This window comes from Kingella denitrificans ATCC 33394, from assembly GCF_000190695.1.
Taxonomy (GTDB): Bacteria; Pseudomonadota; Gammaproteobacteria; order Burkholderiales; family Neisseriaceae; genus Kingella_A; species Kingella_A denitrificans.
This window is the reverse complement of sequence record NZ_GL870929.1, coordinates 318,794-342,472: the sequence shown is the minus strand read 5'-3', so window position 1 is coordinate 342,472 and position 23,679 is coordinate 318,794. Positions and strand designations below refer to the sequence as shown.

23 protein-coding genes are annotated in these 23,679 nt (G+C 57.6%); 21 read left to right on the top strand and 2 right to left on the bottom strand.

What is annotated here, in order from left to right; genetic code table 11:
• Window positions 1-867 carry a ParB/RepB/Spo0J family partition protein gene (locus HMPREF9098_RS01675; protein ID WP_040564165.1) on the top strand — a complete coding sequence of 289 codons (867 nt, stop codon included), beginning with the start codon at window positions 1-3 and terminating at the stop codon, window positions 865-867.
• A 76-nt stretch (window positions 868-943) separates the two neighbouring features.
• Here the strand turns inward: HMPREF9098_RS01675 and trpD are convergent, their stop codons facing one another.
• Window positions 944-1,969 carry an anthranilate phosphoribosyltransferase gene (gene trpD / locus HMPREF9098_RS01670; RefSeq protein ID WP_040564588.1) on the bottom strand — a complete coding sequence of 342 codons (1,026 nt, stop codon included), beginning with the start codon at window positions 1,967-1,969 and terminating at the stop codon, window positions 944-946.
• Between the two features lie 310 nt (window positions 1,970-2,279).
• Between trpD and HMPREF9098_RS01665 the strand changes: the two genes are divergently transcribed.
• The 6 genes from HMPREF9098_RS01665 to HMPREF9098_RS01640 all read left to right on the top strand — a co-directional run bounded on the left by HMPREF9098_RS01665 (window position 2,280) and on the right by HMPREF9098_RS01640 (window position 7,729).
• A complete protein-coding gene (locus HMPREF9098_RS01665) occupies window positions 2,280-2,708 on the top strand; it encodes a hypothetical protein (protein ID WP_040564164.1) in 429 nt (142 codons plus the stop codon).
• Window positions 2,709-2,878: 170 nt separating this feature from the next.
• Window positions 2,879-3,244 (top strand): hypothetical protein, encoded by a 366-nt coding sequence (locus HMPREF9098_RS01660; protein ID WP_040564163.1) that lies wholly within the window; start codon window positions 2,879-2,881, stop codon window positions 3,242-3,244.
• A 70-nt stretch (window positions 3,245-3,314) separates the two neighbouring features.
• On the top strand, window positions 3,315-5,717 hold the full coding sequence (gene gyrB / locus HMPREF9098_RS01655; protein ID WP_003781332.1) for a DNA topoisomerase (ATP-hydrolyzing) subunit B: 2,403 nt from the start codon (window positions 3,315-3,317) through the stop codon (window positions 5,715-5,717).
• Window positions 5,718-5,812: 95 nt separating this feature from the next.
• Window positions 5,813-6,265: a hypothetical protein gene (locus HMPREF9098_RS01650; protein ID WP_003781331.1), complete on the top strand. Its 453-nt coding sequence runs from the start codon at window positions 5,813-5,815 to the stop codon at window positions 6,263-6,265.
• A 270-nt stretch (window positions 6,266-6,535) separates the two neighbouring features.
• A complete protein-coding gene (locus HMPREF9098_RS01645; protein WP_003781329.1) occupies window positions 6,536-7,237 on the top strand; it encodes a hypothetical protein in 702 nt (233 codons plus the stop codon).
• Between the two features lie 177 nt (window positions 7,238-7,414).
• Entirely contained in the window at window positions 7,415-7,729 is a 315-nt protein-coding gene (locus HMPREF9098_RS01640) for a hypothetical protein (protein ID WP_040564162.1), read from the top strand.
• Between the two features lie 102 nt (window positions 7,730-7,831).
• Here HMPREF9098_RS01640 and HMPREF9098_RS01635 read toward each other — a convergent pair whose 3' ends face one another.
• Window positions 7,832-8,383, bottom strand: coding sequence for an NAD(P)H-dependent oxidoreductase (locus HMPREF9098_RS01635; protein ID WP_003781324.1), 552 nt, complete (start codon window positions 8,381-8,383; stop codon window positions 7,832-7,834).
• Window positions 8,384-8,469: 86 nt separating this feature from the next.
• Between HMPREF9098_RS01635 and HMPREF9098_RS01630 the strand changes: the two genes are divergently transcribed.
• The 14 genes from HMPREF9098_RS01630 to HMPREF9098_RS01565 all read left to right on the top strand — a co-directional run bounded on the left by HMPREF9098_RS01630 (window position 8,470) and on the right by HMPREF9098_RS01565 (window position 23,376).
• Entirely contained in the window at window positions 8,470-8,850 is a 381-nt protein-coding gene (locus HMPREF9098_RS01630; protein WP_003781322.1) for a winged helix-turn-helix transcriptional regulator, read from the top strand.
• Window positions 8,847-9,542, top strand: a complete 696-nt coding sequence (locus tag HMPREF9098_RS01625; RefSeq protein WP_003781320.1) for a histidine phosphatase family protein — start codon at window positions 8,847-8,849, stop codon at window positions 9,540-9,542. The genes HMPREF9098_RS01630 and HMPREF9098_RS01625 overlap by 4 nt, the downstream gene beginning before the upstream one ends.
• Window positions 9,543-9,748: 206 nt before the next feature.
• Complete coding sequence (locus HMPREF9098_RS01620; protein ID WP_003781318.1) at window positions 9,749-10,435, top strand: hypothetical protein; 687 nt, start codon at window positions 9,749-9,751, stop codon at window positions 10,433-10,435.
• Between the two features lie 57 nt (window positions 10,436-10,492).
• Window positions 10,493-11,263: a sulfite exporter TauE/SafE family protein gene (locus HMPREF9098_RS01615; RefSeq protein ID WP_040564581.1), complete on the top strand. Its 771-nt coding sequence runs from the start codon at window positions 10,493-10,495 to the stop codon at window positions 11,261-11,263.
• A gap of 275 nt (window positions 11,264-11,538) precedes the next feature.
• The gene (locus tag HMPREF9098_RS01610) at window positions 11,539-13,623 is read left to right on the top strand and encodes a TonB-dependent siderophore receptor (protein ID WP_040564161.1); all 2,085 of its coding nucleotides are present in this window, start codon (window positions 11,539-11,541) and stop codon (window positions 13,621-13,623) included.
• Between the two features lie 46 nt (window positions 13,624-13,669).
• A complete protein-coding gene (locus HMPREF9098_RS01605) occupies window positions 13,670-15,847 on the top strand; it encodes a FepA family TonB-dependent siderophore receptor (protein ID WP_003781312.1) in 2,178 nt (725 codons plus the stop codon).
• Between the two features lie 5 nt (window positions 15,848-15,852).
• Window positions 15,853-16,791, top strand: a complete 939-nt coding sequence (locus HMPREF9098_RS01600) for an alpha/beta hydrolase (RefSeq protein ID WP_003781311.1) — start codon at window positions 15,853-15,855, stop codon at window positions 16,789-16,791.
• Window positions 16,792-16,830: 39 nt separating this feature from the next.
• Window positions 16,831-17,835, top strand: a complete 1,005-nt coding sequence (locus HMPREF9098_RS01595; protein ID WP_003781310.1) for a siderophore ABC transporter substrate-binding protein — start codon at window positions 16,831-16,833, stop codon at window positions 17,833-17,835.
• A gap of 135 nt (window positions 17,836-17,970) precedes the next feature.
• The gene (locus HMPREF9098_RS01590; RefSeq protein WP_003781309.1) at window positions 17,971-18,630 is read left to right on the top strand and encodes a hypothetical protein; all 660 of its coding nucleotides are present in this window, start codon (window positions 17,971-17,973) and stop codon (window positions 18,628-18,630) included.
• A 178-nt stretch (window positions 18,631-18,808) separates the two neighbouring features.
• A complete protein-coding gene (locus HMPREF9098_RS01585) occupies window positions 18,809-19,753 on the top strand; it encodes a hypothetical protein (protein ID WP_003781308.1) in 945 nt (314 codons plus the stop codon).
• A 77-nt stretch (window positions 19,754-19,830) separates the two neighbouring features.
• The gene (locus HMPREF9098_RS01580; RefSeq protein ID WP_003781307.1) at window positions 19,831-20,793 is read left to right on the top strand and encodes an ABC transporter permease; all 963 of its coding nucleotides are present in this window, start codon (window positions 19,831-19,833) and stop codon (window positions 20,791-20,793) included.
• Window positions 20,794-20,927: 134 nt separating this feature from the next.
• On the top strand, window positions 20,928-21,536 hold the full coding sequence (locus HMPREF9098_RS01575) for a nitroreductase family protein (RefSeq protein ID WP_003781304.1): 609 nt from the start codon (window positions 20,928-20,930) through the stop codon (window positions 21,534-21,536).
• 324 nt (window positions 21,537-21,860) lie between these two features.
• Complete coding sequence (locus HMPREF9098_RS01570) at window positions 21,861-22,247, top strand: MAPEG family protein (RefSeq protein ID WP_003781303.1); 387 nt, start codon at window positions 21,861-21,863, stop codon at window positions 22,245-22,247.
• A 175-nt stretch (window positions 22,248-22,422) separates the two neighbouring features.
• Window positions 22,423-23,376 (top strand): iron chelate uptake ABC transporter family permease subunit, encoded by a 954-nt coding sequence (locus tag HMPREF9098_RS01565; protein WP_003781302.1) that lies wholly within the window; start codon window positions 22,423-22,425, stop codon window positions 23,374-23,376.
• Window positions 23,377-23,679 lie beyond the last annotated feature (303 nt).

Genomic DNA, 23,679 nt, shown 5'->3' with positions numbered 1-23,679 from the left:
ATGACTTCAAAAAACAAAACCGGCTTGAAACGCGGGCTCGACGCCCTGATGGGCAGCAGCCATGTCGATGTGGGCAGCGGCGACCAGCTGCGCCAAATCCCGATTCAGAAAATCCAAACCGGCCGCTACCAGGCGCGCGTGCAAATGCAGGACGAAGCGCTGTACGAATTGGCGGAATCCATTAAAGCGCAAGGCATCATCCAGCCCGTCATCGTGCGCGAATACGGCTTGGACAGCTACGAACTCATCGCGGGTGAGCGGCGTTGGCGCGCGGCACAACTGGCCGGACTGACCGAATTGCCCGCCGTGGTGAAGCAGGCCAACGACAAAACCGTGATGGCGATGGGGCTGATTGAAAACATCCAGCGCGAAAACCTGAATCCGATTGAAGAAGCGCAAGGCCTGCGCCGTTTGATTGATGAATTCGAACTGACCCACGAAACCGTTGCCGAAGCCGTGGGGCGCAGCCGCAGTGCCATTTCCAACAGCCTGCGCCTGCTGAAACTGCCCGAGCCGGTGCAGGAATTGCTGTTCCAGCGCCATTTGGAAATGGGACACGCGCGCGCACTCATCAACCTGCCGGTGAACGAGCAGCTGGATTTGGCGCAAAAAGCGGTGAAAAACGGCTGGTCGGTGCGCGAAACCGAACGCCGCAGCCAGCTGACGCAACAAGGCAAAAACGTGAAGCCCACCGCCAAAATCGACCCGGATGTCGCACGCTTGGCGGAAACTTTGACCGAAGCTTTGGGCGTGAGCGCGGAAATTAAAACGCGCGACCGCAAAAAAGGCAAAATCGTGCTGCATTTTGATTCTGCCGACACGTTCGCCGCGCTGATGAAGCGGCTGGACATTGAATTGGACGAATAAACGCGCGGCAAATGAAAAAGCAGCCTGCACTTTCGGAAATGGTATTCCAAAGTGCAGGCTGCTTTTTGTATCGGAATCACGCAGGGTTCATCGCCAGCCATTGTGTTTGCTTGGCTTTGGCGCGGCCGCTTTGCAGCGCTTCTCTGGCCAGTGCCACGCCCTCGATCAAATTGCCGCAGACATTGGCCGCATAGAGGCCGGCAGCCGCGTTCAGCAGCACAATGTCACGGGCGGCATCGGGTGCACGGTTTTCCAGCACCGCGTTCATCAGCGCCATCGACTGCGCCGTATCGTCCACTTTCAAATCGTTCAAATCGGCATAGACCGGCAGGCCGAAATCTTCTGGGAAAATGTCGTATTCGCGGATTTCGCCGTGCTGCAATTCGGCCACGCGCGTGCTGCCCGTAACCGTGATTTCATCCAATCCGTCGCTGCCGTGCACCACCAGCGCGTGCTCCGAACCAAGCTGCTGCAACACGCGCGACAAAATGCCGCACAAATCGCGGTGGAACACGCCAATCAGTTGGTTTTTCGCGCCGGCGGGATTAGTCATCGGGCCCAAAATATTGAAAATCGTGCGGAATCCCAATGCCTTGCGCACAGGGGCGACGTGGCGCATGGCGGTGTGGTGGTGCTGGGCAAACATAAAGCCGACGCCGCATTCGGCAATTTGCCGCGCAATGGCTTCGGGCGACGGATTCAGCGACGCGCCCAGCTGTTCCAACACATCGGCCGCGCCGCTGGACGAGGACACGGAACGCCCGCCGTGTTTCGCCACCTGCGCCCCTGCGGCGGCCGCCACAAACATGGACGTGGTGGAAATATTGAAGGTTTTCGCACCGTCGCCGCCCGTGCCGACAATGTCTACCAAATGCGGCAGCGGCGCCACGGGCACTTTCACGGCAAATTCGCGCATCACGCTGGCGGCGGCGGCAATTTCCGACACGGTTTCCACTTTAATGCGCAGGCCGACCAAAATGCCGGCAATCTGTTCGGGCAGCACTTCGCCGCGCATGATTTGGCGCATCAAATCCTGCATTTCATCGTAGAACAATTCGTTGTTGTCAATCAGCCGTAGGAGGGCTTGTTGCGGTGTTATCATGATGATTCCTTTTGTGTTTTGAACAATAAAAAAGTGCAGGCTGCTTTTGGCGCGCCATGGCTTGCCCATATCGGCCGATATTATAGTCGAATAAAAGCGCGCACCCAACCTGCGTGCAGGCTGCTTTCGTGTTTTGCAGTGGATATGGTCGGTACTATTCGAAAGCAGCCTGCACCTATTCGTTCACCGCCATCGGCTGATTTGAATTTATGGTAAAATTCAACGTTTTTATGATTGGCGGGCGATGATGTGGAAGCCGCATCAGAACAGGCAGCCTGCACCATCTGATAAAGCCGCCAAGGAAAATGATATGCGTACCAAAATCCTGCTGCCGCTTGCCGCGTTGATGCTGGGCATCTCGCTATCCGCTCAAGCCGAACCGACGTGCAGCGAATACACCCCACCCGAATACCGAAGCCGTTGGAACGTGCATAGCCATCATGTCTGCCGCTATCCGCACACCACGCTCAATGCCGCTTATGTGGATTGGCGCAACTGGATGGTGCAGGTGGACGGCCCCAAAGCCCTGCTGCCCAAGCTGCCTGCCCGCAGCAGAACCGTGAAGCCCACGGACATAGAATACGAATACGGTTTGCGGGAAATCGTGTACACCCTCGCACCCGACCAAGTTACCGTGCTGATTAGCGAAAAAGACGGCGAATCTGTTTACCGCTTCCGCCTGCGCGACGGTTATGTGGAAATGCACGGAACGAATAGCACCAGTGTGGAAATATACTGAACGTATAGCTCGATAGATGATTTTCGGCATGCAGGCAGCCTGCACCTGTTTGCCGCCATCGACTGGCTTGAATTTATGGTATAATTCGGCGTTTTTATGATTGACGACACTTATTGCCGCACTAACGCGCCATATTTCCATACAGCCCGTTGCAGGGAGCATACAACATCGTGATTACTTTGCAAATTCGCACCAATCAAATCACCATCGAACACAACGGCATCGCGGTGGAGCATCGCGGCACATTCAGCAACAGCCGTATCATCGTTGCATCTTTTCATCATTTTGTGAACGACTTACAGGCAGCCTTAAAACTAGCCGCCGACAAAAAAATCTATACTCCGCCAAGAAAATTGACGGGGCGTCTGTTGTCCACGCCCGTTTGCATCGACGTGCGCGAAGAGCTGGCAGACGGCTTAACGCAAGTCGAAGCCAAATGCCTATACGACTGCCTGCTGCATCTGAACGCCGTTACCGTGAAAGATCAAAACTGTATTCTGTATCAAGGGCAACCTTGGGCAAATATAGACAAGTAATCTGTTGCAATTTCGTTGAAACCAAGTTTTCAGATAGTCCCCAACTCATTCTCATCACAGCAAAACAACCATGACAGAACCCACTCAACAAGAATACGGCGCCGACAGCATCCAAGTCCTCGAAGGATTGGAGGCCGTGCGCAAACGCCCCGGCATGTACATCGGCGACACGCAAGACGGCTCCGGCCTGCACCACATGGTGTTCGAAGTGCTGGACAACGCGATTGACGAAGCGCTGGCCGGCCATTGCGACAACATCACCGTGTGCATCAACGCCGATGAATCCATCACCATCGAAGACAACGGGCGCGGCATCCCCACCGGCATCCACCCCAAAGAAGGCCGCTCCGCCGCCGAAGTCATCATGACCATCCTGCACGCGGGCGGCAAATTCGACAACAACAGCTACAAAGTCTCCGGTGGCCTGCACGGCGTGGGCGTGAGCGTGGTGAACGCGCTTTCCGACTGGCTGAAACTCACCATTTGGCGCGAAGGCAAAGAGCATTTCGTCGAATTCAAACGCGGCGAAACGGTCGAGCCGCTGAAAGTGGTGGGCGAATGCAGCCCCGACAAACACGGCACGCGCGTGCAGTTCCTCGCCAGCGAAGACACCTTCGGGCTGGTGCAGTACAAATTTGAAACGCTCGCCAAGCGCATCCGCGAATTGTCGTTCTTGAATAACGGCGTGAAAATCGAACTGTTCGACAAACGCGACGGCAAGCACGAAAACTTTGCCGAATCGGGCGGCGTGGTCGGCTTTGTGAACTACATCACCGGCAGCAAAAAACCGCTGCATGAAAAAGTGTTCTATACCATCGGCGAAAAAGACGGCATGACCGTGGAATGCGCCATGCAGTGGAACGACAGCTATCAGGAATCCGTGCAGTGCTTCACCAACAATATTCCGCAACGCGACGGCGGCACGCACCTCACCGCCCTGCGCGCCGCGATGACGCGCACGATTAACCAATATATCGAAGCGAACGAAATCGCCAAAAAAGCCAAAATCGACACTTCGGGCGACGATATGCGCGAAGGCCTGACCTGCGTGCTGTCCGTGAAGCTGCCCGATCCGAAATTCTCTTCCCAAACCAAAGACAAGCTGGTTTCCAGCGAAATCGCGCCGGTGGTGAACGAAGTGTTGAGCCAAGCCCTGCACGACTTTTTGGAAGAAAATCCGCAAGATGCCAAAATCATCTGCGGCAAAATCGTGGAAGCCGCCCGCGCCCGCGAAGCCGCCCGCAAAGCCCGCGAACTCACGCGCCGCAAAGGCGTGATGGACGGCTTGGGCCTGCCGGGCAAACTGGCCGACTGCCAAGAAAAAGACCCTGCGTTATCCGAACTTTATCTGGTGGAGGGCGATTCTGCCGGCGGCTCGGCCAAACAAGGCCGCGACCGCAAATTCCAAGCCATCCTGCCGCTGAAAGGCAAGATTTTGAACGTGGAGCGCGCCCGCTTCGAGCGCATGCTGGCCAGTCAGGAAGTCGCCACGCTGATTACCGCGCTGGGCACGTCCATCGGCAAGGAAGAGTTCAATCTGGAAAAACTGCGCTACCACCGCATCATCATCATGACCGATGCCGACGTGGACGGCGCGCACATCCGCACCTTGCTGCTCACCTTCTTCTACCGCCAAATGCCCGAACTGGTGGAACGCGGCTACATCTATATCGCCCAGCCGCCGCTGTATAAAGCCAAAGCCGGCAAACAGGAACGCTACCTGAAAGACGAACAGGAAAAAGACGAATTTCTGCTCGGCCTGGCGGTGGACAAAGCCAAAATTGTTTCAGGCAGCCGCACCATTGAAGGCGCGGAACTGCTGAAACTGGCAAAACAATTCCTTTACGCGCGCAACACCATTGCCGAAGAAAGCCGCGTGATTGATGCCGCCGTGCTGCGCGCTCTGATTGATATCGAACCGATTAGCCTGGACAGCGAAGCGAACGCCAAAGCCGCCGTTGCCGCGCTTTCAGGCAGCCTGCACAACCAAGAAGTCGCGTTGGAATATGTCGCTGGACACGACGGCGGACACTTCGTCAAAATCACGCGCCAACTGCACGGTAACGTGATGGTGTCCTACCTCGACCAGAAATTCGTGGACAGCAAAGCCTATCAAGTGCTGCGGAAAACCGCCGAACAGCAGCGCGGCCTTATCGGCAAAGACGGTGCGGCGCTTTACAAAGGCGAAGGCGAACCGCAGCGCGTCGCCACGTTTGAAGAAGCTTTGGACAGCCTGCTGCAATCCGCGCAAAAAGGCATGACCATCCAGCGCTACAAAGGCTTGGGCGAGATGAACCCCGAACAGCTTTGGGAAACCACCATGGACCCCGCCGTGCGCCGCCTGTTGAAAGTGCGGATTGAAGACGCGATTGCCGCAGACGAAACCTTTGTCACCCTGATGGGCGACGAAGTGGAACCGCGCCGCGCCTTCATCGAAACCAACGCGCTTGTGGCGCAGAATATCGATGCGTAACGCGTGGGCGTGATAAGGGCAGCCTGCACTCGGATTTTTCGGGGTGCAGGCTGCCTGCATATTGTCTCCCTCCTGTTTTTGAAAAGGACAACCCCATGAAATCCCTGCTTATCTGCATCGCCCTGCTGTGTTGCCAAACGGCCGCCGCCGAAACCCTGTTTTCTTGCCAAGCAGGCAAAGACCGCTACGAACTGAACCTTAACGGCAACCGGCTGGTGCTTTCCCGCAACGGTCAAAAATTGTCGGATACTGCCGCCGCATCGGCAATACAAAGCCATACTCCAGCGACCATCAGCCTGTTGGTGCAAAACAAAGACCGCGCCGACAATATGTATCAAATCACGGATCACAAATCGCCCTCTGCTGCGTTGCCCACGGGGATTCTGCATAGCTATGTGGTCGGCCGACACGATAGGCAATTCAAGACCGTCGCGTGCAGCCGAATCACCCGCAGCCTGTACCGTGCCGATTTGTCGGTCATTCCGCGTGAAGATTTCTCGGAGTCTTGGGATTTTTACAAAGATTTCGACAACGGCGGGCAGAAATAAGGCAGAAAGCAGCACCACAGGCACGCACATCGGTTTGCCGAAATGATAAATTTCGGGCCGATGGCAGCCTGCACTCGGATTTTTGGGGTGCAGGCTGCTTTTTATAGCAGATTAAAACCGCCATGCTATGGTGTTGGCCAGCCTTGTATCGTTACGGCAAACTCTTGGAAGATAGACTTGACGGGATGAGCGTTTTATCCGGGCTGACTGAAAAACATTGGCATCCATATTTTCAGGCAGCTTCTTCCTAACTTAATTCAGGAACAAATCATGCAATACCGATATATTATTTTACTGGCCTCTTTGCTGGCTGCTACGCCCCTAACCGTTCAAGCCGCACCGCATCATCGACCTCGCGCCAACCGCCCCGCCCATGCCAGCCCTCAATCCGGTTCGGGATACAGTTTTAAGGAGTTTTATCGCCGAGTGGAATTATCCTCCCAGCGACAAGAGGAATTCGATAAAGCCCACCCCGGCGACCAATATATCGCCGAACGCTGCCGTTTTGGCATTCGCGCCAATTTGCAGGCTGCAGGAGCAGACACGGACGACCCAGTCTATGCCGAGCTTCTCAGCACGGCCGACCAAGCCTGCATCAACTATATTATTAGAGGCCGTCAGGCCAGGCTGTTCTACCATATCCATGAGCATACAAACCTAGATGGCGCCGATGCCGCCAAGCCCGGTCAAATCAAATTATCTTTGCCGGCCACGGAGCACTTCCCATTCCTGAAATCTGCCACCCAACAAGGCAACACGGTGGAATTTACATTTAACGACATTATTCCGCAGCTCTCCGGCCGCAAACTGGTTGCCACCTTTGGCATAGAAAAGGGTTACAGCGACAACCAGCTCGTTTTTTCCGGCAGCGACCAAACCACCGTGCCGCACGAACTGCTGCTTTACGACCTACTTCCTCCATCTGCCCGCCCTACTTCCAACGGCGATGACGATGCCGCCGATATTGATTAATCCTGGCAGGCAAAATAGAAACTTTGCCACCTGCGTATTATCTCGGGCAGCCTGAAGCCATCAAACTGCCTGTACACCTTGCGGTCCGCAGCTTTGTATCGTTTTTATCTTAATCCACTATATTGACGGGAATGAGGGAACAGGTTTTCAGGCAGCCTGTACTGAATGGAAATAAATATGAACAACCTTATCACCCGCTTGGAAAACAACCGCTTTATTGACGATGTCCGCCAGAACCTGACCTTCAACGCCGCCGAATACGCCGCACTCATCGCCTTGTTGCAGGAAATCGAAACCCGCACCCGCCGCCGGAAAACCATCGACAAAAGGCTGGCGTCCTCGCTGTACGAAATCCCCAAACTGGTGTGGATTTGGCACCTCAATTTAAAGCACGACCCGAATCATCAAGACCGAAGCATTGTGGCGGAACTGGAAGACGCATGGTTTGAGCTGGACGCGCTCATCGGCGAAAGAATATTGGCGGCGGGTTAGCGCTACGCCCCTCATTCAGACAGCCTGAAAAAGCAGCCTGCACTTTCTCTCGAACAGGGTGCAGGCTGCTTTTTCGGTTGCAGGTTTCAAACGGTGGAATCATCACGCCTGTTTGTCCAAACTGAGCAGCAATGCCACCAGCCGTTCCGTATTCTCCTCCGCTCGCCGCACAATTTCCTCCCTGCCGTACAGCGCGGGAGAAGTGCCGTGAAAATAAAATGGGTCGATATAGCGCATTTGGGTGTAATACGCGGTCTGCTCCAAAGGTTTGCACAATTCCAACACGCGGAAATGCGCTTCGCCGTCCGCGCGGTAATCCCGTTCCGGTGCGCCGACGGTGATACTGGGCACGAAATTTTTGCCTTTCAGGCGGTCGCCACCCGTGCCGTAGGCAAAGCCATAAGTCAATACGTTGTCGAAATATTGCTTTAAAATGGCGGGCATGTTGTACCAATACAGCGGATATTGGAACACGACGGTTTCGTGGCGCAGCAGAGCCTGCTGTTCGGCGGCGGCATCAATCCGGTAATCGGGATACAGGGTGGCGATGTCGCGGATTTCGATGTTTAAACCGCTGTTTTGCAGGCAGTTCACCACGGCGCGGTTGGCAACGGAATGTTGGAAATCGGGGTGTGCAAGAATGACGAGTGCCATGCGTTTTCCTTTATCGGCAATAAAACGGCGATTTTAGGCGGCGCATGCGGCCGAATCAATAACTATCCTTTTGAATAGGTGGAACAATGAAGACAGAATGCCGCAGCGATTATTTCGGTTTCGGCGGAAAAACCTATCCCTGCCCTTTGAGCGTGGCCATGGATTTGGTGGGCGGAAAATGGAAGGCGGTGGTGCTGTATCATCTGCAAAACGGCGCAAAACGCTTCGGCGAACTGCACGCCTGCCTTTCGGGCATTACCGAAGCGGTATTGAGCCGTGTATTGAAACAGTTGGAGCAGGACGGATTGCTGGCGCGCACAGTGTTCGGCAGCAGGCCGCCGCTGAAAACAGAATATGGGCTGACCGATTTCGGGCGCAGCTTTCTGCCGGTGCTGGCGGCATTGACGGAATGGGGCAACCGCGCCGTTTTGGAACACGGCAGCTTTGTGCAGGCGGACGCGGTTTGACGACAGCAACCAAAAGCAGCCTGCACCCCGAAACCGCACAGCCCAAGGAAGCCGCCCACATGAAAACCCTCTACCTTATCCGCCACGCCCAATCCGCCGCCAATGCAGGCGGCACCAGCCTGCCCGACCGCGAAATCTCGCTCTCCGCCAAAGGCGCACAACAAGCCGCCGAACTCGCGTGCAGGCTGCCTGCAAACCGCCGCGTCTTCGTTTCCAACATGCGCCGCACGCACGAAACTGCCGCGCCCTATTGCGCCCGACACGGCATCCGCCCCGAAATCCTGCCCTGCCTGAACGAATTTTCCTACCTACCCTTCGCCGCCGTACAAGGCTTGGACGCATCCGCCCGCAAACCGTTGGCGGAAGCCTACTGGCAGCGCGCCGACCCGCATTTCCGCGCAGGCGGCGGTGCGGACACTTTTGCCGAATTTGACGGCCGCGTATCGGACTTCCTGCACCGCGCATGGCCGTCATTGCCGCACGGCAGCCTGCTATTCGGGCACGGCATCTGGATTGCGCTTTTGGCATGGTGGCTTTCGGGCAACTACGCCGAAACGGGGGCGGACATGGCGGCATTCCGCGCCTTCCAAAGCAGCCTGCACGTTGCCAACGCATCCGTGTGGCGGCTGGACGGCACGGAAACGGCGGCGGAATCCTTGCGCTGCCTGCCTGAAAACGCTACGGAATTTTGATGCCGCACGCAAAGCAGCCTGCACATTCGCCACATTCAAAGTGCAGGCTGCTTTCGGTTCGGGCAGCGGTTGAGAGTGGGTATGGCGGCGATACGCCATGCAGCCTGCCCGCTTGCGCTTTTTGTTGCTACGGACTGTTTTGTGTCAGGTGAAGTGCAGGCTGCTTGAAATCTAACGATTAAACAATCCATACGGAAAACTCGAATATGCCCCGCACCAACGCTGCCCAATCCCCTGAATACCGCGCCATCCAGCATGCCGCGCAGCCGCTGTTTTCGCCGCAGAACCGCACCAGACGGCAGGTGCTCACGTTCCCCACGCAACATACGCTGCACATCGACAGCTACGCCGGCGAAGCGGACGGGCGTAATTTGAGCGGCAGCCTGTGCCGGCTGTGCGATTCGGAAGGCGGCACGGTGGCGCAATGGCAGTCGCTGGACGATTCCGCTGCGTTTTACCAATACATCGCCCACCGCAACGGCAGGGCTTATTTATTGTTCCGCCAGGATTTGTACGGATACAGCGTGCTGGACTTTGCCACAGGGGAAATCATGCAGTATCTGCCGCGCGCCGCGCTGGACGGAACGGAAACGTTTATCTGGACGGAAGCGCATTACAATCCCGCCAACGATATGCTGGCGGTGGGCGGCTGTTATTGGGCTGCGCCTTATGCCCTGCTGCTGGCAGATTTTAGCAACCCCATGTCCGCCCCGCCGCGCATGACCGATGCGCTCTATGAATATATCCCGAATTTCTGGGACGATTATGACGGCGAAATCGATTTTTATGCGTGGCGCGGCACGGATTTGCTCTATACCGCACCGCTGTTGGAAGAAAAAAACGCCGCGCCGAAAGTTTTGACACAGGCGCAATATTTGGCTTGGCTGGAATAAGCGCAAAAAGCAGCCTGCACCCCCGCCGCATTGGCCGATTAACGAGGAATGGAAACCATGTTGTCCGATTCATTTTTTTATTATCTGCTCTTTATCGGTTTTGCCGCCGGATTGATGGACGCGGCGGTGGGCGGCGGCGGGCTGCTGCAAATCCCCGGCCTGTTCAACCTGCTGCCCGCTTCCACGCCTGTGGCTTCGGTGATGGGCATCAACAAATTCGCTTCCTGCTGCGGCACGCTGACCGCAACGGGGCAATATCTGCGCCGAATCCCCGTGCCGTGGAAAATGCTGCTGCCCGCCGCTGCTCTGGCATTTGCCGCTTCGTATTTGGGCGCGAATGCCGTGGCATATTTCCCCGTGCATTACATGAAACCGGCGATGTTGGTCATCATGGTGGCCATGTGCCTTTATACTTTTTTGAAAAAAGACTTGGGGCAGGCGGTGCGCACCGAAAAGTTGACGCGCCGTGAAACCTTATGGGGCTTGCTTTTCGGCGCGCTCATCGGGTTTTACGACGGCATCTTCGGGCCGGGCACAGGCAGCCTGCTGGCCTTCGTGTTCGTCCGTTTTTACGGTTACGATTTCCTGACCGCAAACGCATCCGCCAAAGTCATCAATTCCACCACCAACCTTGCCGCGCTGGCGTTTTTCATCCCGCAAGACCATGTCGTGTGGGCATGGGCGGTGCCGCTGGCACTGGCGAATTTATGCGGCGGCGTGCTCGGCGCGCGCTTGGCTATACGCGGCGGAACAAAATTCCTACGTTACGGATTCATGCTGCTGCTGTGCCTGACCATCGGCAAATTCGCTTGGGATTTATGGCGCTGATGCCCAAAAGCAGCCTGCACTTTCGGCAAATTCAAAGTGCAGCCTGCTTTTGGGCCATTTAAACGTGCGCGGATTTCGGTTCGCGCATTTTTTTGCGCCTTTAAAAAGCAGCCTGCACTTTACAAACCCAATAAACAGATAAAACGGCCATCATAAATATTTATAAAAATTATATATTTATGAAAGTAAGAGATTTTACACTAGACAACAAATGTTAATTTCTGAAATAATTATCAATGATAACCGTTTTTATTTATGTTTATTGGAGAGATTTTATGCACATCAAACAACCCAGTTTCGCATTGAGCATCATTGCTTTTTCATTGGCCAGCGCCATGGCACATGCAGAAAACGCGCCGCAGCCGCAGGAATCCCAAGAGTTGCAGCGCGTTTATGTGCGTGGCGATTCGACCACCCGCCGTGTCACCGCCCGTAAAATGGACGAAACGGCCAATACCAAACTGCGCGATGTGCTGAAACAGGAATCGTCCATCAGCTTCGGTGGCGGTAACGGCACGTCTTCGTTCCTGTATATCCGCGGCATGGGGCAAAACTCGATCGACGTGAAAGTGGACAATGCCTACACAGACAGCCAAATCCACTACCACCAAGGCCGCCATATGCTCGACCCGTCCATGGTGAAAATCGTCGCTGTGCAAAAAGGCGCGGGCAGCGCATCAGCCGGTATCGGGCAGACCAATGGCGCGATTATCGCCAAAACACTGGATGCCGCCGATTTGTTGAAAAACAGCAGCAATCCGAATTTCGGTGCCAAAGTGAACGCCGGCTACACGACCAATGACGGCCACAACCTCGGCCTGTCGCTGTTTGGCAAAGCGGGTCAGTTTGATTACCTGTTGGCCGGAAGCTATACCAAAGACCATGCCTACAAAGGCGGCAGCGGCTACCGCAATCCGTTGGACGGCGCAAGAACCGTGCCGTACAGCGCATTGAACAAAGCCAGCTATCTGGCCAAAATCGGCGCGACTTTCGACGACCACCGCATCACATTGAGCCATTTGCACCAACAACATAAAGGCGACCGTCTGGTGCGCGAAGAATTCCTGCCGGAATCCGGCGGCGGACGTTTGACTCTGGCGCGTCAAGCACCGGCGGCACGCAAAATGAGCGTGGACAACACCAATTTGGAATGGACGGGGAAAAATCTGGGCTTCGTCCAATCGGCCAATGCCAATGTGTACCGCTTGGTGCACAACCGCTGGTCTGCCGATGATTCAGGCAACGGCTATGCCGGCGGAACGCGCAACACGGGTCCGACCAACACCAAAATCATCACCACCGGCGCGAATATTAATTTGGACAGCCAGATTACCGACAATATTTTGTTGAAATACGGCCTGAACTACCGCCATCAGAAAATCCGTCCGAACCAACTGTTCCAACAATGGCGCGCGCCTATCGGTTATCAAACCAAACAGGATATTGGCATTTATACCGAAGCCATTGCCAATATCGGCGATAAAATCACCTTGACCGGCGGCCTGCGCTACGACCATTTCCGCTTCAAAGCGATGGACGGCAAAACACGCAGCAGCGGCGCAGTGAATCCGAGCTTGAACGTGATTTACCAAGCCACACCGGAATTGAGCTTCCGCGCGCTGCATAACTATGCCACCCGCAGTCCGCGCATGCAGGATGCCATCATGTCGCACGGCGCACGGGGCATTGTGTCGATTGGCGACCATACCAAAGCCGAACGCGCGCGCAATACCGAAATCGGCTTCAACTTCGAGCGCAACGGATTTAACGTGGAAGGCAGCTATTTCTGGCAAAACATCAGCAACGCGCTGGGCACGAGCAACGGCCGCAACAACCACATCTGCCCAAGCACCGGTCCTTCTGCGAACTGCTATCAGGAAATCATCAACGCCGGCCGCATTAAAAACCGAGGCTACGAATTGTCGGTGGGCTACCGTCAAGGCGGCTTCACCGCACGCTTGGGCGTGGCGCATGCGAAACCCCGTTTTTACGGCGACAACCTGAGCTCCAATCCCGAATACGCATCTGCCATCGGCCGCACATGGACGGCATCGCTCGCCTACCGCTTTGAGAACCCCAATCTCGAAATCGGCATCCAGCACCGCCAAGTGGAACGTGTGAAAGCGGCGGATAACTATTTCGTTGTCAACGGCGGTATCGTGCCCACTCCGGCCACTGGCAAAGCAGGCTACGGCGTGACCGATGTTTCGCTCAACTGGAAACCGCTGCGTAACGACAAAATGAACGTGAACTTCGGCATCGACAATCTGACGAACAAGCTGTATTACCCCCACGCCCAACGCGGACAATTCCCAGGCGAAGGCCGCCAATACCGCTTCTCGATGAACTACACGTTCTAAACGAAGTGCAGGCTGCCTGAACACACACAGAAATTAGGAAATCGATATGCCGCCTAAAATATTCAAACTATCGCTCATCCCCCTTGCGCTATGCAGCCTGCATGCTCAGGCAGACGGCACAGCGCCTTCTTCCGAAGAACTGGAAACCGTTTACGTGACCGCCGAACGCAAATTGCAGCAGCAGCTTGGCGTGTCGCGCATCAACCGCGCGGATATTGAAAAACGCCCCGCCGCCAACGATTTGTCCGAGCTCATCCGCACCATGCCTGGCGTGAACCTGACCGGCAATGCCGCTACCGGCCAGCGCGGCAACAAGCGGCAAATCGACATCCGCGGCATGGGCCCCGAAAACACGCTGATTCTGATTGACGGCAAACCCGTTACCTCGCGCAATGCGGAACGCATGGGCATGCGCGGCGAACGCAACACGCGCGGCGACAGCAACTGGGTACCCGTGGAAGCGGTGGAAAGCATCAGCGTCATCCGCGGCCCGGCGGCGGCGCGTTACGGCTCGGGCGCAATGGGCGGCGTGGTCAATATCGTTACCAAAAAAATCACCAACGATTTCAGCGGTTCGGTCACCTACTACACCAACCAGCCGCAAGACAGCCGCGAAGGCGCAACGCAGCGCATCGGATTCGTTTTGAGCGGCCCGATTGTCAAAGACAGGCTTTCTTTCCGCCTCTACGGCAACATCAATAAAACCGAAGCCGATGCCAACGACATCAACGCCGGTGTGGACGGCAGGGGTTTGGCCGCAGGCGTGGAAGGCGTGCGCAACCGCGACATTGCAGGCAGGCTGCACTGGAGCATTTCGCCCGAACACAGCCTAACGCTGGACGGCAGTTTCAGCCGTCAGGGCAATATTTACAACGGCGACACGCTCAACAGCAACAATACCGGCATTACGGCGCAACTGCTGCGTAACGGCGTGGAAGAAACCTCGCGCCTGTATCGCCGCGCCTATTCGCTGACCTACAACGGCACCTTCGGCTGGGGTGAGAACAAAACCTGGCTCAGTTATGACGAAACCAAAAACAGCCGCTTCCCCGACAACATGGCGGGTGGGCCCGAAGGCAGCTACAGCAGCGACCAATTCACCGACAGCCGCCTGAAAAACACGCGCCTGAGCACCGAATTCCACATTCCGTTCAACGCGGCGGGCAGCCATGTCCTGACCGCAGGTGCGGAACTGGGGCGCAGCTCGCTGGACGACCCTTACACCATGAGCTACACCGGGCGCGGCACGGGTAACCCGATACCCGGCCGCAGGACGGACGACAGCCACATGGCGGAAAACCGCTGGGCGGTCTTTGCCGAAGACCACTGGACGGCGCGGGAGCAAACCCACCTGATTCCCTTCCTGCGTTACGACCACAGCAGCATTTCCGGCGGCAACGTGAGCGGCGGCCTGAACTTCGAGCAGGGCATCGGCGCGAACTGGCGCATCAAGGGCGGCATCGCGCGCGCCTACAAAGCCCCCAGCCTGTACCAGACGCACCCGAGCTACCTGATTGCCACGCGCGGCAAAGGCTGCCCGATTGTGCCCGGCTTCCCCACCACCGGCTCGTGCTATTATTTAGGCAACACCAATCTGAAACCCGAAACCGCACTCAACAAAGAGCTGGGCTTTGAATTTGCGAAAGACGGCTGGTCGGCCAGCATGGCGTATTTCCACAACGCCTACCGCAACAAAATTATCATCGGCCGCACGCTCATCGGCACCGTCGCGCCCAACACCAACGTCCTGCAATGGGAAAACAGCCCCACCGCCACCGTGTCCGGCTTCGAGGGCAACATCACCGTTCCGCTGCACCGCACGCTGAAATGGAGCAACAATTTCACCTATATGCAGAAATCGGAAGACGCGGACGGCAACCCGTTGTCGCTGATTCCGAAATACACGCTCAACAGCACCCTGAACTGGACGCCGAACGAAAAATGGGACGCCAACCTGACCTTCACGCACTACGGCCGCACCAAGCCGCGCGGCGTGGTCATCGTCCGCCACGAACGGCCGGTTGAAGACGGGCTGGATTCCACCCAACTGGGCAGCTACGGCCTGTGGGGCATCAACGCGGGCTACAACTGGAACAGCCGCGTCAATGTGCGCTTGGGCATCAGCAACCTGTTTGACAAACAAATCTACCGCTCCGGCAGGGGCGCGAACGTTTACAACGAACACGGCCGCGCGTTTTACGGCAGCCTGAAAGTCTCCTTCTGATAAAAATGCAGCCTGCACCCCTAATCCGAACCCTGTTCCTTACCCTGCTGTTCGGCCTGCCCGCCTGCGCATCGGCCGACAACGCTGCCCCTACCGCACCCGCACCGCGCGGCAACCAGCCTCAGCAGGCCGATTTGTCCGCGCTGGACAAACCCGACAGCGGCTACCGTTTTGTAACACGCAGGCTGCTTTCCGAAGACGGCAGACGGCGTTACCGCGTCTATATCGGCATACCGCAGCAGCCTGCACCCGAAGGCGGCTTCCCCGTGCTGTACGCCTTGGACGGCAACGCCGCCGTTGCGTTTTTGGACGACGCGGCCTTTGCCCGTTTGCGGAAAAATCCCGTCGTCCTCGTGCTGGTCGCGCCCGACAGCAGCCTGCGCATCGACCGCGCCCAACGCGCGTGGGACTACACCCCACCCGTGTCCGGCCAAACCTGCCTGCACGACCCGATTGACCCCGCGCTCTGCAACGGCGGCGCGTTGGGCTTTTTCAGGCTGCTCACCGGCAAAATCCGCCCGCTGGCCGCCGAAGCCGCGCCGATGCTGGATACGCAGCGGCAGACGTTGTGGGGGCATTCCTACGGCGGGCTGTTTGTGCTGTATGCCTTCCTGCACGCGCCGCAGTCGTTTAACCGCTATGTCGCCGCCGACCCGTCCCTGTGGCTGCGCGACGGCAGCGGCCTGCCCGATGCGGACGGATTGGATGCCCGACTCGGACACGGCACGCGGAAAATCTGGCTGCACAAAAGCGGCGGCGCGCTGCCCGGCGCATTGCAGGGCAAAATGCCGCCGCCCGACCCCGAACGCCTGCGCCGCCTTGCTTCCCGCTTGGACGCGCTGCCCAATGTGTCCGCTGTTTACGAAGAATACCCCGCCGAAACGCACGGCAGCATCATGAAACTATCGTTTCAGACAGCCCTCGCGCTGGCCGCCGAACCGTAAACCCTTATCCCTTCAACTTTAATCAAGAAAGAAAATCTCATGACAAAAACCAAACTCCCCGTCCTGCTGATTCTGGCCGCGCTCACCGCGTGCAACCCGAACGGCGAACAGGCAAAGCAGCCTGCAACCGCCTCCGCCGCGTCCGCCGAAAAACCGCAGGCCGACCAAACGCCACTGAAACCGCACACCGACATCCAAGGCGAAGTGGTCAAAGTACAGACGGCGCGCGGCGAGTTTCCCGTGCCTAAAAATCCCGAGCGCGTGGCCGTGTACGACTTTGGCGCGCTGGACACGCTCACTGCATTGGGCGTGAACGTGGGCGCGACGGTGGACGACACCAACCTGGGCTACCTGAAACCCGCCGTGGAAAAAGCACAGCACGTCGGCACGCTGTTCGAGCCGAACTACGAAGCGCTCAACACCTTCAAACCGCAGCTCATCATTACTGGCAGCCGCACCAACAAAGCCATCCACCAGCTCAATGAAATCGCCCCCACGATTGAAATGACGGCGGACACCAAAAACCTGATTGCCAGCGCGAAAGAGCGCATTGACGCCTACGCGCAAATCTTCGGCAAACAGGCCGAAGCCGACAAGCTGAAAGCCGACATCGACGCCGCACTGTCCGCCGCCAAAGCCGCCGCGCAGGGCAAAGGCACGGGCTTGGTGATTATCGTGAACGCGGGCAAACTTTCCGCCCAAAGCCCCACTTCGCGGCTGGGCGGCTGGATTCACCAAGGCATCGGCATCACGCCCGTGGACGCGCAGATGAAGGAAGGCTCGCACGGCATGCCCGTATCGTTCGAATACCTGAAAGAGAAAAACCCCGACTGGCTGTTCGTGCTTGACCGCAGCGCGGCCATCGGCGAAGAAGGCCAGGCCGCCAAAGACGTGCTGAACAACCCGCTGGTGGCCGAAACCACCGCGTGGAAAAAAGGACAGGTGGTGTATCTGGACAGCGGCACCTATCTGGCCGCCGGCGGCGCACGCCAGTTGCAGACTGCATTGAAACAGGTAACGGAAGCGCTGGCCAAAGCGAAATAACAGGCCGGAAACAAAGTGCAGGCTGCTTTTGATTTCGCGTTCAGGCAGCCTGCAAGACTGTTTTGAAGCCGTCCACGCTGCCTATTTCATCCGCCATCCATTGCCGATTCTGTTTCACCCGAACGGAGCACCGCCATGTCCGAGAAAAACACCAAACTGGCCGCCTATGCCGCCATCGCCGCCATTTGGCTGGTGTGGCTGGCGGATTTGACCATTGACATCCGCACCATGTTCGACGACGGCTTCTGGCAGAATATGGCGCATCTCGCACCGTGGCGTGTGGAAGCGGCCACGTTTGCCCTGTTCCTTTTCCCCTTGGTGTCGGGCGGCGTGTATGTGCTCAACAAAGGCCTGCGCCGGCCGTGGCTGTGCCTGCTGCTGGTGTTTTTGTTCAGCACCGTGTGCATTTATATGCACAGCAGCTATTTTTATTTTGCCCGTGCCGCCGCGTATCACGCCTCGCTATCGGGTGCGGAACGGGAAGCCGTGGGCGTTTTGCTGGCGCAATACCAGTCGTTTAAAAACATTTTCGGTGCACTGTTTCTGGCGGGCGTGCTGGCGGTCAGCGTATGGCTGTTTGCCGTGGTGGCGGGAAAAACCGTGTTCCCGCGCGCCTTTGCCCTGCTCGGCCCGCTGACGGGCGTGCTGTTGGGCAGAATAATCAAGGCCGTTTCCCCGTCCGCCGCCGCGCTGTACCCCGTGCTGATTCCGTCTTTTTGGATGGCTTTGCTGTTTACCGTTTACTTGCTGTATGTGCTGCGGCACGGATATGCGGGTTCGCCGCCTTCGCAATGATGCCGCGCCTGAAAACGGGGTTTCTGCGAAGCCGAATTTGAGGGCTCTGCAAAAAGCGGCAAAGATGCAGGCTGCCTGACAGCACAAAAAGCAGCCTGCACCCAAGCCGTTCCCAGCTTATTGCTCTTTTACCCATAAACCGAAAACCTATACCGATAAAACCGCAGAAACCGAACCCATGCCTTTCCCAACCCGCCGACAGCTCAAAAAACGCTACAAACAAGCCTATCAGGCCTTTGATTCGGGCAACCTGAAAACCGCCGCCGAACTGTTTGCCAAACTCGCCAAAGCCTGCCCTGAATACGGCGCATACCACTATATGCTCGGGCTGGCCGCCAAATACCGCAGGGATTGGGCAACATCGCTCCGAGCCAACCAACGCGCCATCGAACGTTCCGCCGAATTCGACGAAGCCGCCCATTGGAACGCCGCCATTGCCGCCACCGCCCTGCACGACTGGCCCGCCGCGCGCCGCTTATGGGCAGCCTGCGGCATCGGAATACCCGAAGGCGAAGAAGAAATCTGCGCCAATTTCGGCACGGCCGTGCTGCGGCTCAACGCATGGGAAGACGGCGAATGCGTGTACGCGCGGCGGATAGACCCCTGCCGCGCCCGAATTACCAACGTCCCCCTGCCCGAAAGCGGCTACCGTTTTGGCGACATTGTCCTGCACGACGGGGCGCCCACCGGCACGCGTCCGGACGGACTCGGCGGCGAAGTGTCCGTCTTCAACGCGCTGGAACGCTGGCAGCAGTCGCCGCACGATACCTACGCCGTATTCGTCCGCTGCCCCGAAGAAGCCGACGCTGCCGCATTATCCGAACTGTCGTTGGACACCGACACCTTCGCCGAAGACTGGACGCGCAGCATCCGCTTCATCTGCCTGCGTTGCAGTTACGGCAACACGCCGCACGAACACGAACACAGCCCCTCCGCGCCCGAATCGTGGCAGCCCGAGCGCAGCTTCGGTATTGCCGCCCGCTGTCCGGACGATGTACAAGACTTGCTGAACCGCTGGGCGGCGCAGGGACACGGGCGCGAAATCCTGGAAGTTGCGCCGCAAAATTATCCGCTGCCGCCCCTGCCCGAAAACGGCGTTTACTGGGCAAGCCATGACGGATAGCCCAATATTTTCAGGCCGCCCGAATGCGCTAAAAGCAGCCTGCACCCCCGACAACCCACCCACAAACACACCGACCCATGACCGCCAAACCTCTTACCCTGATAACCGTCGTCCTCACCCTCGTCCTGTTCGCCGTCAGCCTATCCGTCGGCGTGGCGGAATTCTCTTGGGCGAAGCTTTTTTCAGGCAGCCTGAACGACAGCACCCAAGTCATGATCACCAGCCGCCTGCCGCGCACGTTTGCCATTGTGCTCACCGGCGCATCCATGGGCGTGGCCGGCATGATTATGCAGATTCTGCTGAAAAACCGCTTTGTCGAACCTTCCATGGTGGGCGCAAGCCAGAGCGCGACCTTGGCGCTGCTGCTGATGGCGCTGCTGCTGCCCGCCGCGCCGCTGTTGGCAAAAATGTCCGTCGCCGCCGTGGCCGCGCTGCTGGGCATGCTGCTGTTTATGATGCTCGTCCGCAGGCTGCCGCCCACCGCGCAGCTGCTCGTGCCGCTAGTCGGCATTATTTACGGCGGCGTGATTGAAGCCGTCTATACCTTCATCGCCTACGAAGCCGATATGATGCAGCTCATCAGCTTCTGGCAGAGCGGCGATTTTTCCGGCGTGCTGCAGGGGCGATACGAACTCTTGTGGCTCACCGGCATACTGGCTGCCACCGCCTATGCCATTGCCGACCAGCTCACGATTGTGGGGCTGGGCGAATCGGCGGCGGTGAACTTGGGCATCAACCCCCGCACCGTGCTGTGGGCGGGGCTGGTGATGGTGGCGCTGATTACCTCGCTGGTGCTGGTGACCGTGGGCAACATCCCGTTTATCGGGCTGGTAGTGCCCAACATCGTCAGCCTGCTTCTGGGCGACAAACTCCGTGCCGGCCTGCCCGCCGTGGCACTGCTGGGCGCGGCTTTGGTGCTACTGTGCGACATCGTCGGCCGCGTGATTGTGTTCCCGTTTGAAATCCCCGTATCCACCGTGTTCGGCGTGCTGGGGACGGTGCTGTTTTTAGGGCTGCTGATGCGGCAGCCTGCACGCTAGGGCAGGTGCAGGCTGCTTTTCAGGCAGCCCGACAAGCCTTCCCCCGTTTGCAGAACAAACAACAAACGGATTGCCGCCGCCCCGAAAGCAGCCTGCGCCTTTTCAGGTAGCCAGTTATCCGCCAAGGAGACCCGATGAACCACCAAACCATTATGCAGAACGCCGAAGCGCGCCGTTCCGTGTACGCGCTCGACCGCAACCTGCCCCTGCCGCCCGAAGAAATCGCCGCCATCGTCCGCCACGCGCTGAAATACAGCCCATCGCCGTTCAATTCCCACTCCGTCCGCCTGCTCGTCCTGTTCGGTGCGGAACACGAAAAACTGTGGGACATCGCCGCCGACGTGCTGCAAGACGCCGCGCCGCCCGAAATTTTCGCCCAACAGACCGCGCCCAAACTTGCCGCCTTCCGCGCCGCCGCAGGCAGCATTCTGTTTTATCAGGACACGGACGTGGTTTCAGACTTGCAGCAGCGCATGCCGCTTTACGCCGACACCTTCCCCGTGTCCGCCGACAAAGAATTCGCCATGATGCAGTACGCGATTTGGACCACCTTCGCCGCCGCCCGAATCAGCGCGAACATCCAGCATTACAACCCGCTGATTGACGAAGCCGTCGCCCAAACGTGGCAGGTTCCCGTCCACTGGCGGCTGCGCAGCCAAATGGTGTTCGGCGGCATTGCCGCACCCGCCGCCGAACGCGAATACGCCCCCACCGAGCCGCGCCTGCGGATTTGCGGGCTGTGAGATTTCACTGAATTAAACAGCGGCTCGGTCTGCCTAAAAGCGGGATTTTTGAAAAAACGGTTTTTATGAGGTAAAAACGAGATTCCGGCGTAGTCGAAACGTAGTTTCTGAAAAGCAGCCTGCACCATACCAGAATCTCACAGCTGAGAGCAGTCAGCAAACTGTAACCGGATATTCCACAAAGACCGTTAGATGATGCTAACGATGGCTGGGGCTGTTGTCCCATTCCCTAAAAAAACAGCCTGAAACCATAAACCCTTCTCGCAATCAGATAGAACTGGCATACATATCCGCCCAAGCAACCAAAATAATCAGGAAAACCCAATGACCTTCGCATATTTCAGCATACTCATCTTCGCCCTAATCAACAGTCTGTGTTCCCTCTTGGCCAAGAAATCCGCCCGTCTGCTTGATGCCGAAGCCAACCACGAACCCCGCAGCCACAGATCGCAGGCATCCGGCAAAGCAGCACGGCTTTTTGCCGCAGAACAGAACGGCTACGAAATGCTGCCGCTTTATGCCGCCGCCGTCATTATCGCCCACGTCACAGGCGAAGCAGCACAAAGCACTATCAATATCCTGTCCGCCCTGTTCCTGCTGCTGCGTACCGCCTATATTTGGGCATACGCACAGGATAAGGCCACCTTGCGCTCCAATATCTGGTACGGCTGCCTGATGTGTATCATTGCGCTGTTTATCGCCGCTTGTTAAGTTTGCTCGAATTCTCATACTTCCAACCTTGGCGATGGCGAAATACTTCAAACCATTGTGAATTGCCACCCCAATAGGACAGAGTAGTTAGCAGGATTTTCCGTCTATCTCTCCCTCAAAGGCTACCTGAAACCCTATCCACAACAAAAACCAAAACCCAAATTCGACCAACCCCATGACCCAAGACCGCAAAACCCTCCTCGCCCTCACCGCCCTGCTCCTGCTCTCCTGCGCCCTGTTCCTCACCTGGAACGCGCCGCAGGGCGAATGGGGCTACATCCTCCCCCTGCGCGGCGCAAAACTGGCCGCCCTGCTGCTCGTTGCCTATTCCGTGGGCGTGTCCACCCTGCTGTTCCAAACGCTCACCAACAACCCCATCCTCACCCCGTCCGTGCTCGGCTTCGACGCGCTTTATGTCTTCCTGCAAACCCTGCTCGTGTTCGCGCTCGGCAGCACGGGCTACACCCAGCTCCCGCTATACGGCAAATTCACGCTGGAACTGACTGCCATGCTCGGCGGCTCGCTGCTGCTGTTCAGCCTGCTGCTGCGGCAGGGCGGGCGTGATTTGGCGCGCATGATTCTCATCGGCGTGATATTCGGCGTGCTCTTCCGCAGCCTGTCCTCCCTGTTGCAGCGCATGATCGACCCCGAAGAATACGCCGTCGCCCAAACTGCTATGTTCGCCAGCTTCAACACCGTCAATACCAAGCTGCTCGGCTTCGGCGGCGCGATTGCCCTCGTCAGCGTGCCCGTGCTGTGGCGCGAACGGCACCGGCTGGACGTGCACCTGCTCGGGCGCGACCAGGTGACCAACCTCGGCATCAGCTACCCGCGCCACACGCTGTGGATTTTGGCGTGGATTGCGCTTTTGGTCGCCACCGCCACCGCCACGGTCGGCATCGTCAGCTTTTTCGGGCTGCTCGTCTGCGCGCTGGCCAACCACTTTTCAGGCAGCCTGCACCATGCCGTGCGCCTGCCGATGGTGTTTCTCGTTTCCGCCGTCATGCTGATTGGCGGGCAGGCGGTGTTCGAACACCTGCTGGGCATGAAGGCCGTGCTGAGCGTGGTGGTGGAATTTGCCGGCGGGCTGGTGTTTTTGTGGCTGGTGCTGAAAAAGCGGGCGGTTTGACGGCAACGGACGGGCTGCCTGAAAAAGCAGCCTGCACCTGCAAAACAAGGTTTCAGGCAGCCCGAAACCTTGGCCAAAGCCGGATTCGGGCATAATCCGAAGCGGCGGCATCGCGGCAAGGTGTGGATAACGGGGGAAATATTTTCCGGCACTCGGGAAGCACAGCGCGGAGAAATGTGCCGAAGGCGGTATTTTGCAAAGGTTCCGGCCGACATCCGCCGCATCCGCCCGTTGCCGCCAACTGCCGAATCCGCAGCAACCAGCCGCGCCGCAAGCAAAATTTCAGACAGCCCGAAAAGCAGC

Bases quoted from the DNA above. Each gene is read 5' to 3' on its own strand.
- HMPREF9098_RS01675 (WP_040564165.1), top strand. From the start codon at position 1: ATGACTTCAAAAAACAAAACCGGCTTGAAACGCGGGCTCGACGCCCTG.
- trpD (WP_040564588.1), bottom strand. From the start codon at position 1,969: ATGATAACACCGCAACAAGCCCTCCTACGGCTGATTGACAACAACGAA.
- HMPREF9098_RS01665 (WP_040564164.1), top strand. From the start codon at position 2,280: ATGCGTACCAAAATCCTGCTGCCGCTTGCCGCGTTGATGCTGGGCATC.
- gyrB (WP_003781332.1), top strand. From the start codon at position 3,315: ATGACAGAACCCACTCAACAAGAATACGGCGCCGACAGCATCCAAGTC.
- HMPREF9098_RS01650 (WP_003781331.1), top strand. From the start codon at position 5,813: ATGAAATCCCTGCTTATCTGCATCGCCCTGCTGTGTTGCCAAACGGCC.
- HMPREF9098_RS01645 (WP_003781329.1), top strand. From the start codon at position 6,536: ATGCAATACCGATATATTATTTTACTGGCCTCTTTGCTGGCTGCTACG.
- HMPREF9098_RS01640 (WP_040564162.1), top strand. From the start codon at position 7,415: ATGAACAACCTTATCACCCGCTTGGAAAACAACCGCTTTATTGACGAT.
- HMPREF9098_RS01635 (WP_003781324.1), bottom strand. From the start codon at position 8,383: ATGGCACTCGTCATTCTTGCACACCCCGATTTCCAACATTCCGTTGCC.
- HMPREF9098_RS01630 (WP_003781322.1), top strand. From the start codon at position 8,470: ATGAAGACAGAATGCCGCAGCGATTATTTCGGTTTCGGCGGAAAAACC.
- HMPREF9098_RS01620 (WP_003781318.1), top strand. From the start codon at position 9,749: ATGCCCCGCACCAACGCTGCCCAATCCCCTGAATACCGCGCCATCCAG.
- HMPREF9098_RS01615 (WP_040564581.1), top strand. From the start codon at position 10,493: ATGTTGTCCGATTCATTTTTTTATTATCTGCTCTTTATCGGTTTTGCC.
- HMPREF9098_RS01610 (WP_040564161.1), top strand. From the start codon at position 11,539: ATGCACATCAAACAACCCAGTTTCGCATTGAGCATCATTGCTTTTTCA.
- HMPREF9098_RS01605 (WP_003781312.1), top strand. From the start codon at position 13,670: ATGCCGCCTAAAATATTCAAACTATCGCTCATCCCCCTTGCGCTATGC.
- HMPREF9098_RS01600 (WP_003781311.1), top strand. From the start codon at position 15,853: ATGCAGCCTGCACCCCTAATCCGAACCCTGTTCCTTACCCTGCTGTTC.
- HMPREF9098_RS01595 (WP_003781310.1), top strand. From the start codon at position 16,831: ATGACAAAAACCAAACTCCCCGTCCTGCTGATTCTGGCCGCGCTCACC.
- HMPREF9098_RS01590 (WP_003781309.1), top strand. From the start codon at position 17,971: ATGTCCGAGAAAAACACCAAACTGGCCGCCTATGCCGCCATCGCCGCC.
- HMPREF9098_RS01585 (WP_003781308.1), top strand. From the start codon at position 18,809: ATGCCTTTCCCAACCCGCCGACAGCTCAAAAAACGCTACAAACAAGCC.
- HMPREF9098_RS01580 (WP_003781307.1), top strand. From the start codon at position 19,831: ATGACCGCCAAACCTCTTACCCTGATAACCGTCGTCCTCACCCTCGTC.
- HMPREF9098_RS01575 (WP_003781304.1), top strand. From the start codon at position 20,928: ATGAACCACCAAACCATTATGCAGAACGCCGAAGCGCGCCGTTCCGTG.
- HMPREF9098_RS01570 (WP_003781303.1), top strand. From the start codon at position 21,861: ATGACCTTCGCATATTTCAGCATACTCATCTTCGCCCTAATCAACAGT.
- HMPREF9098_RS01565 (WP_003781302.1), top strand. From the start codon at position 22,423: ATGACCCAAGACCGCAAAACCCTCCTCGCCCTCACCGCCCTGCTCCTG.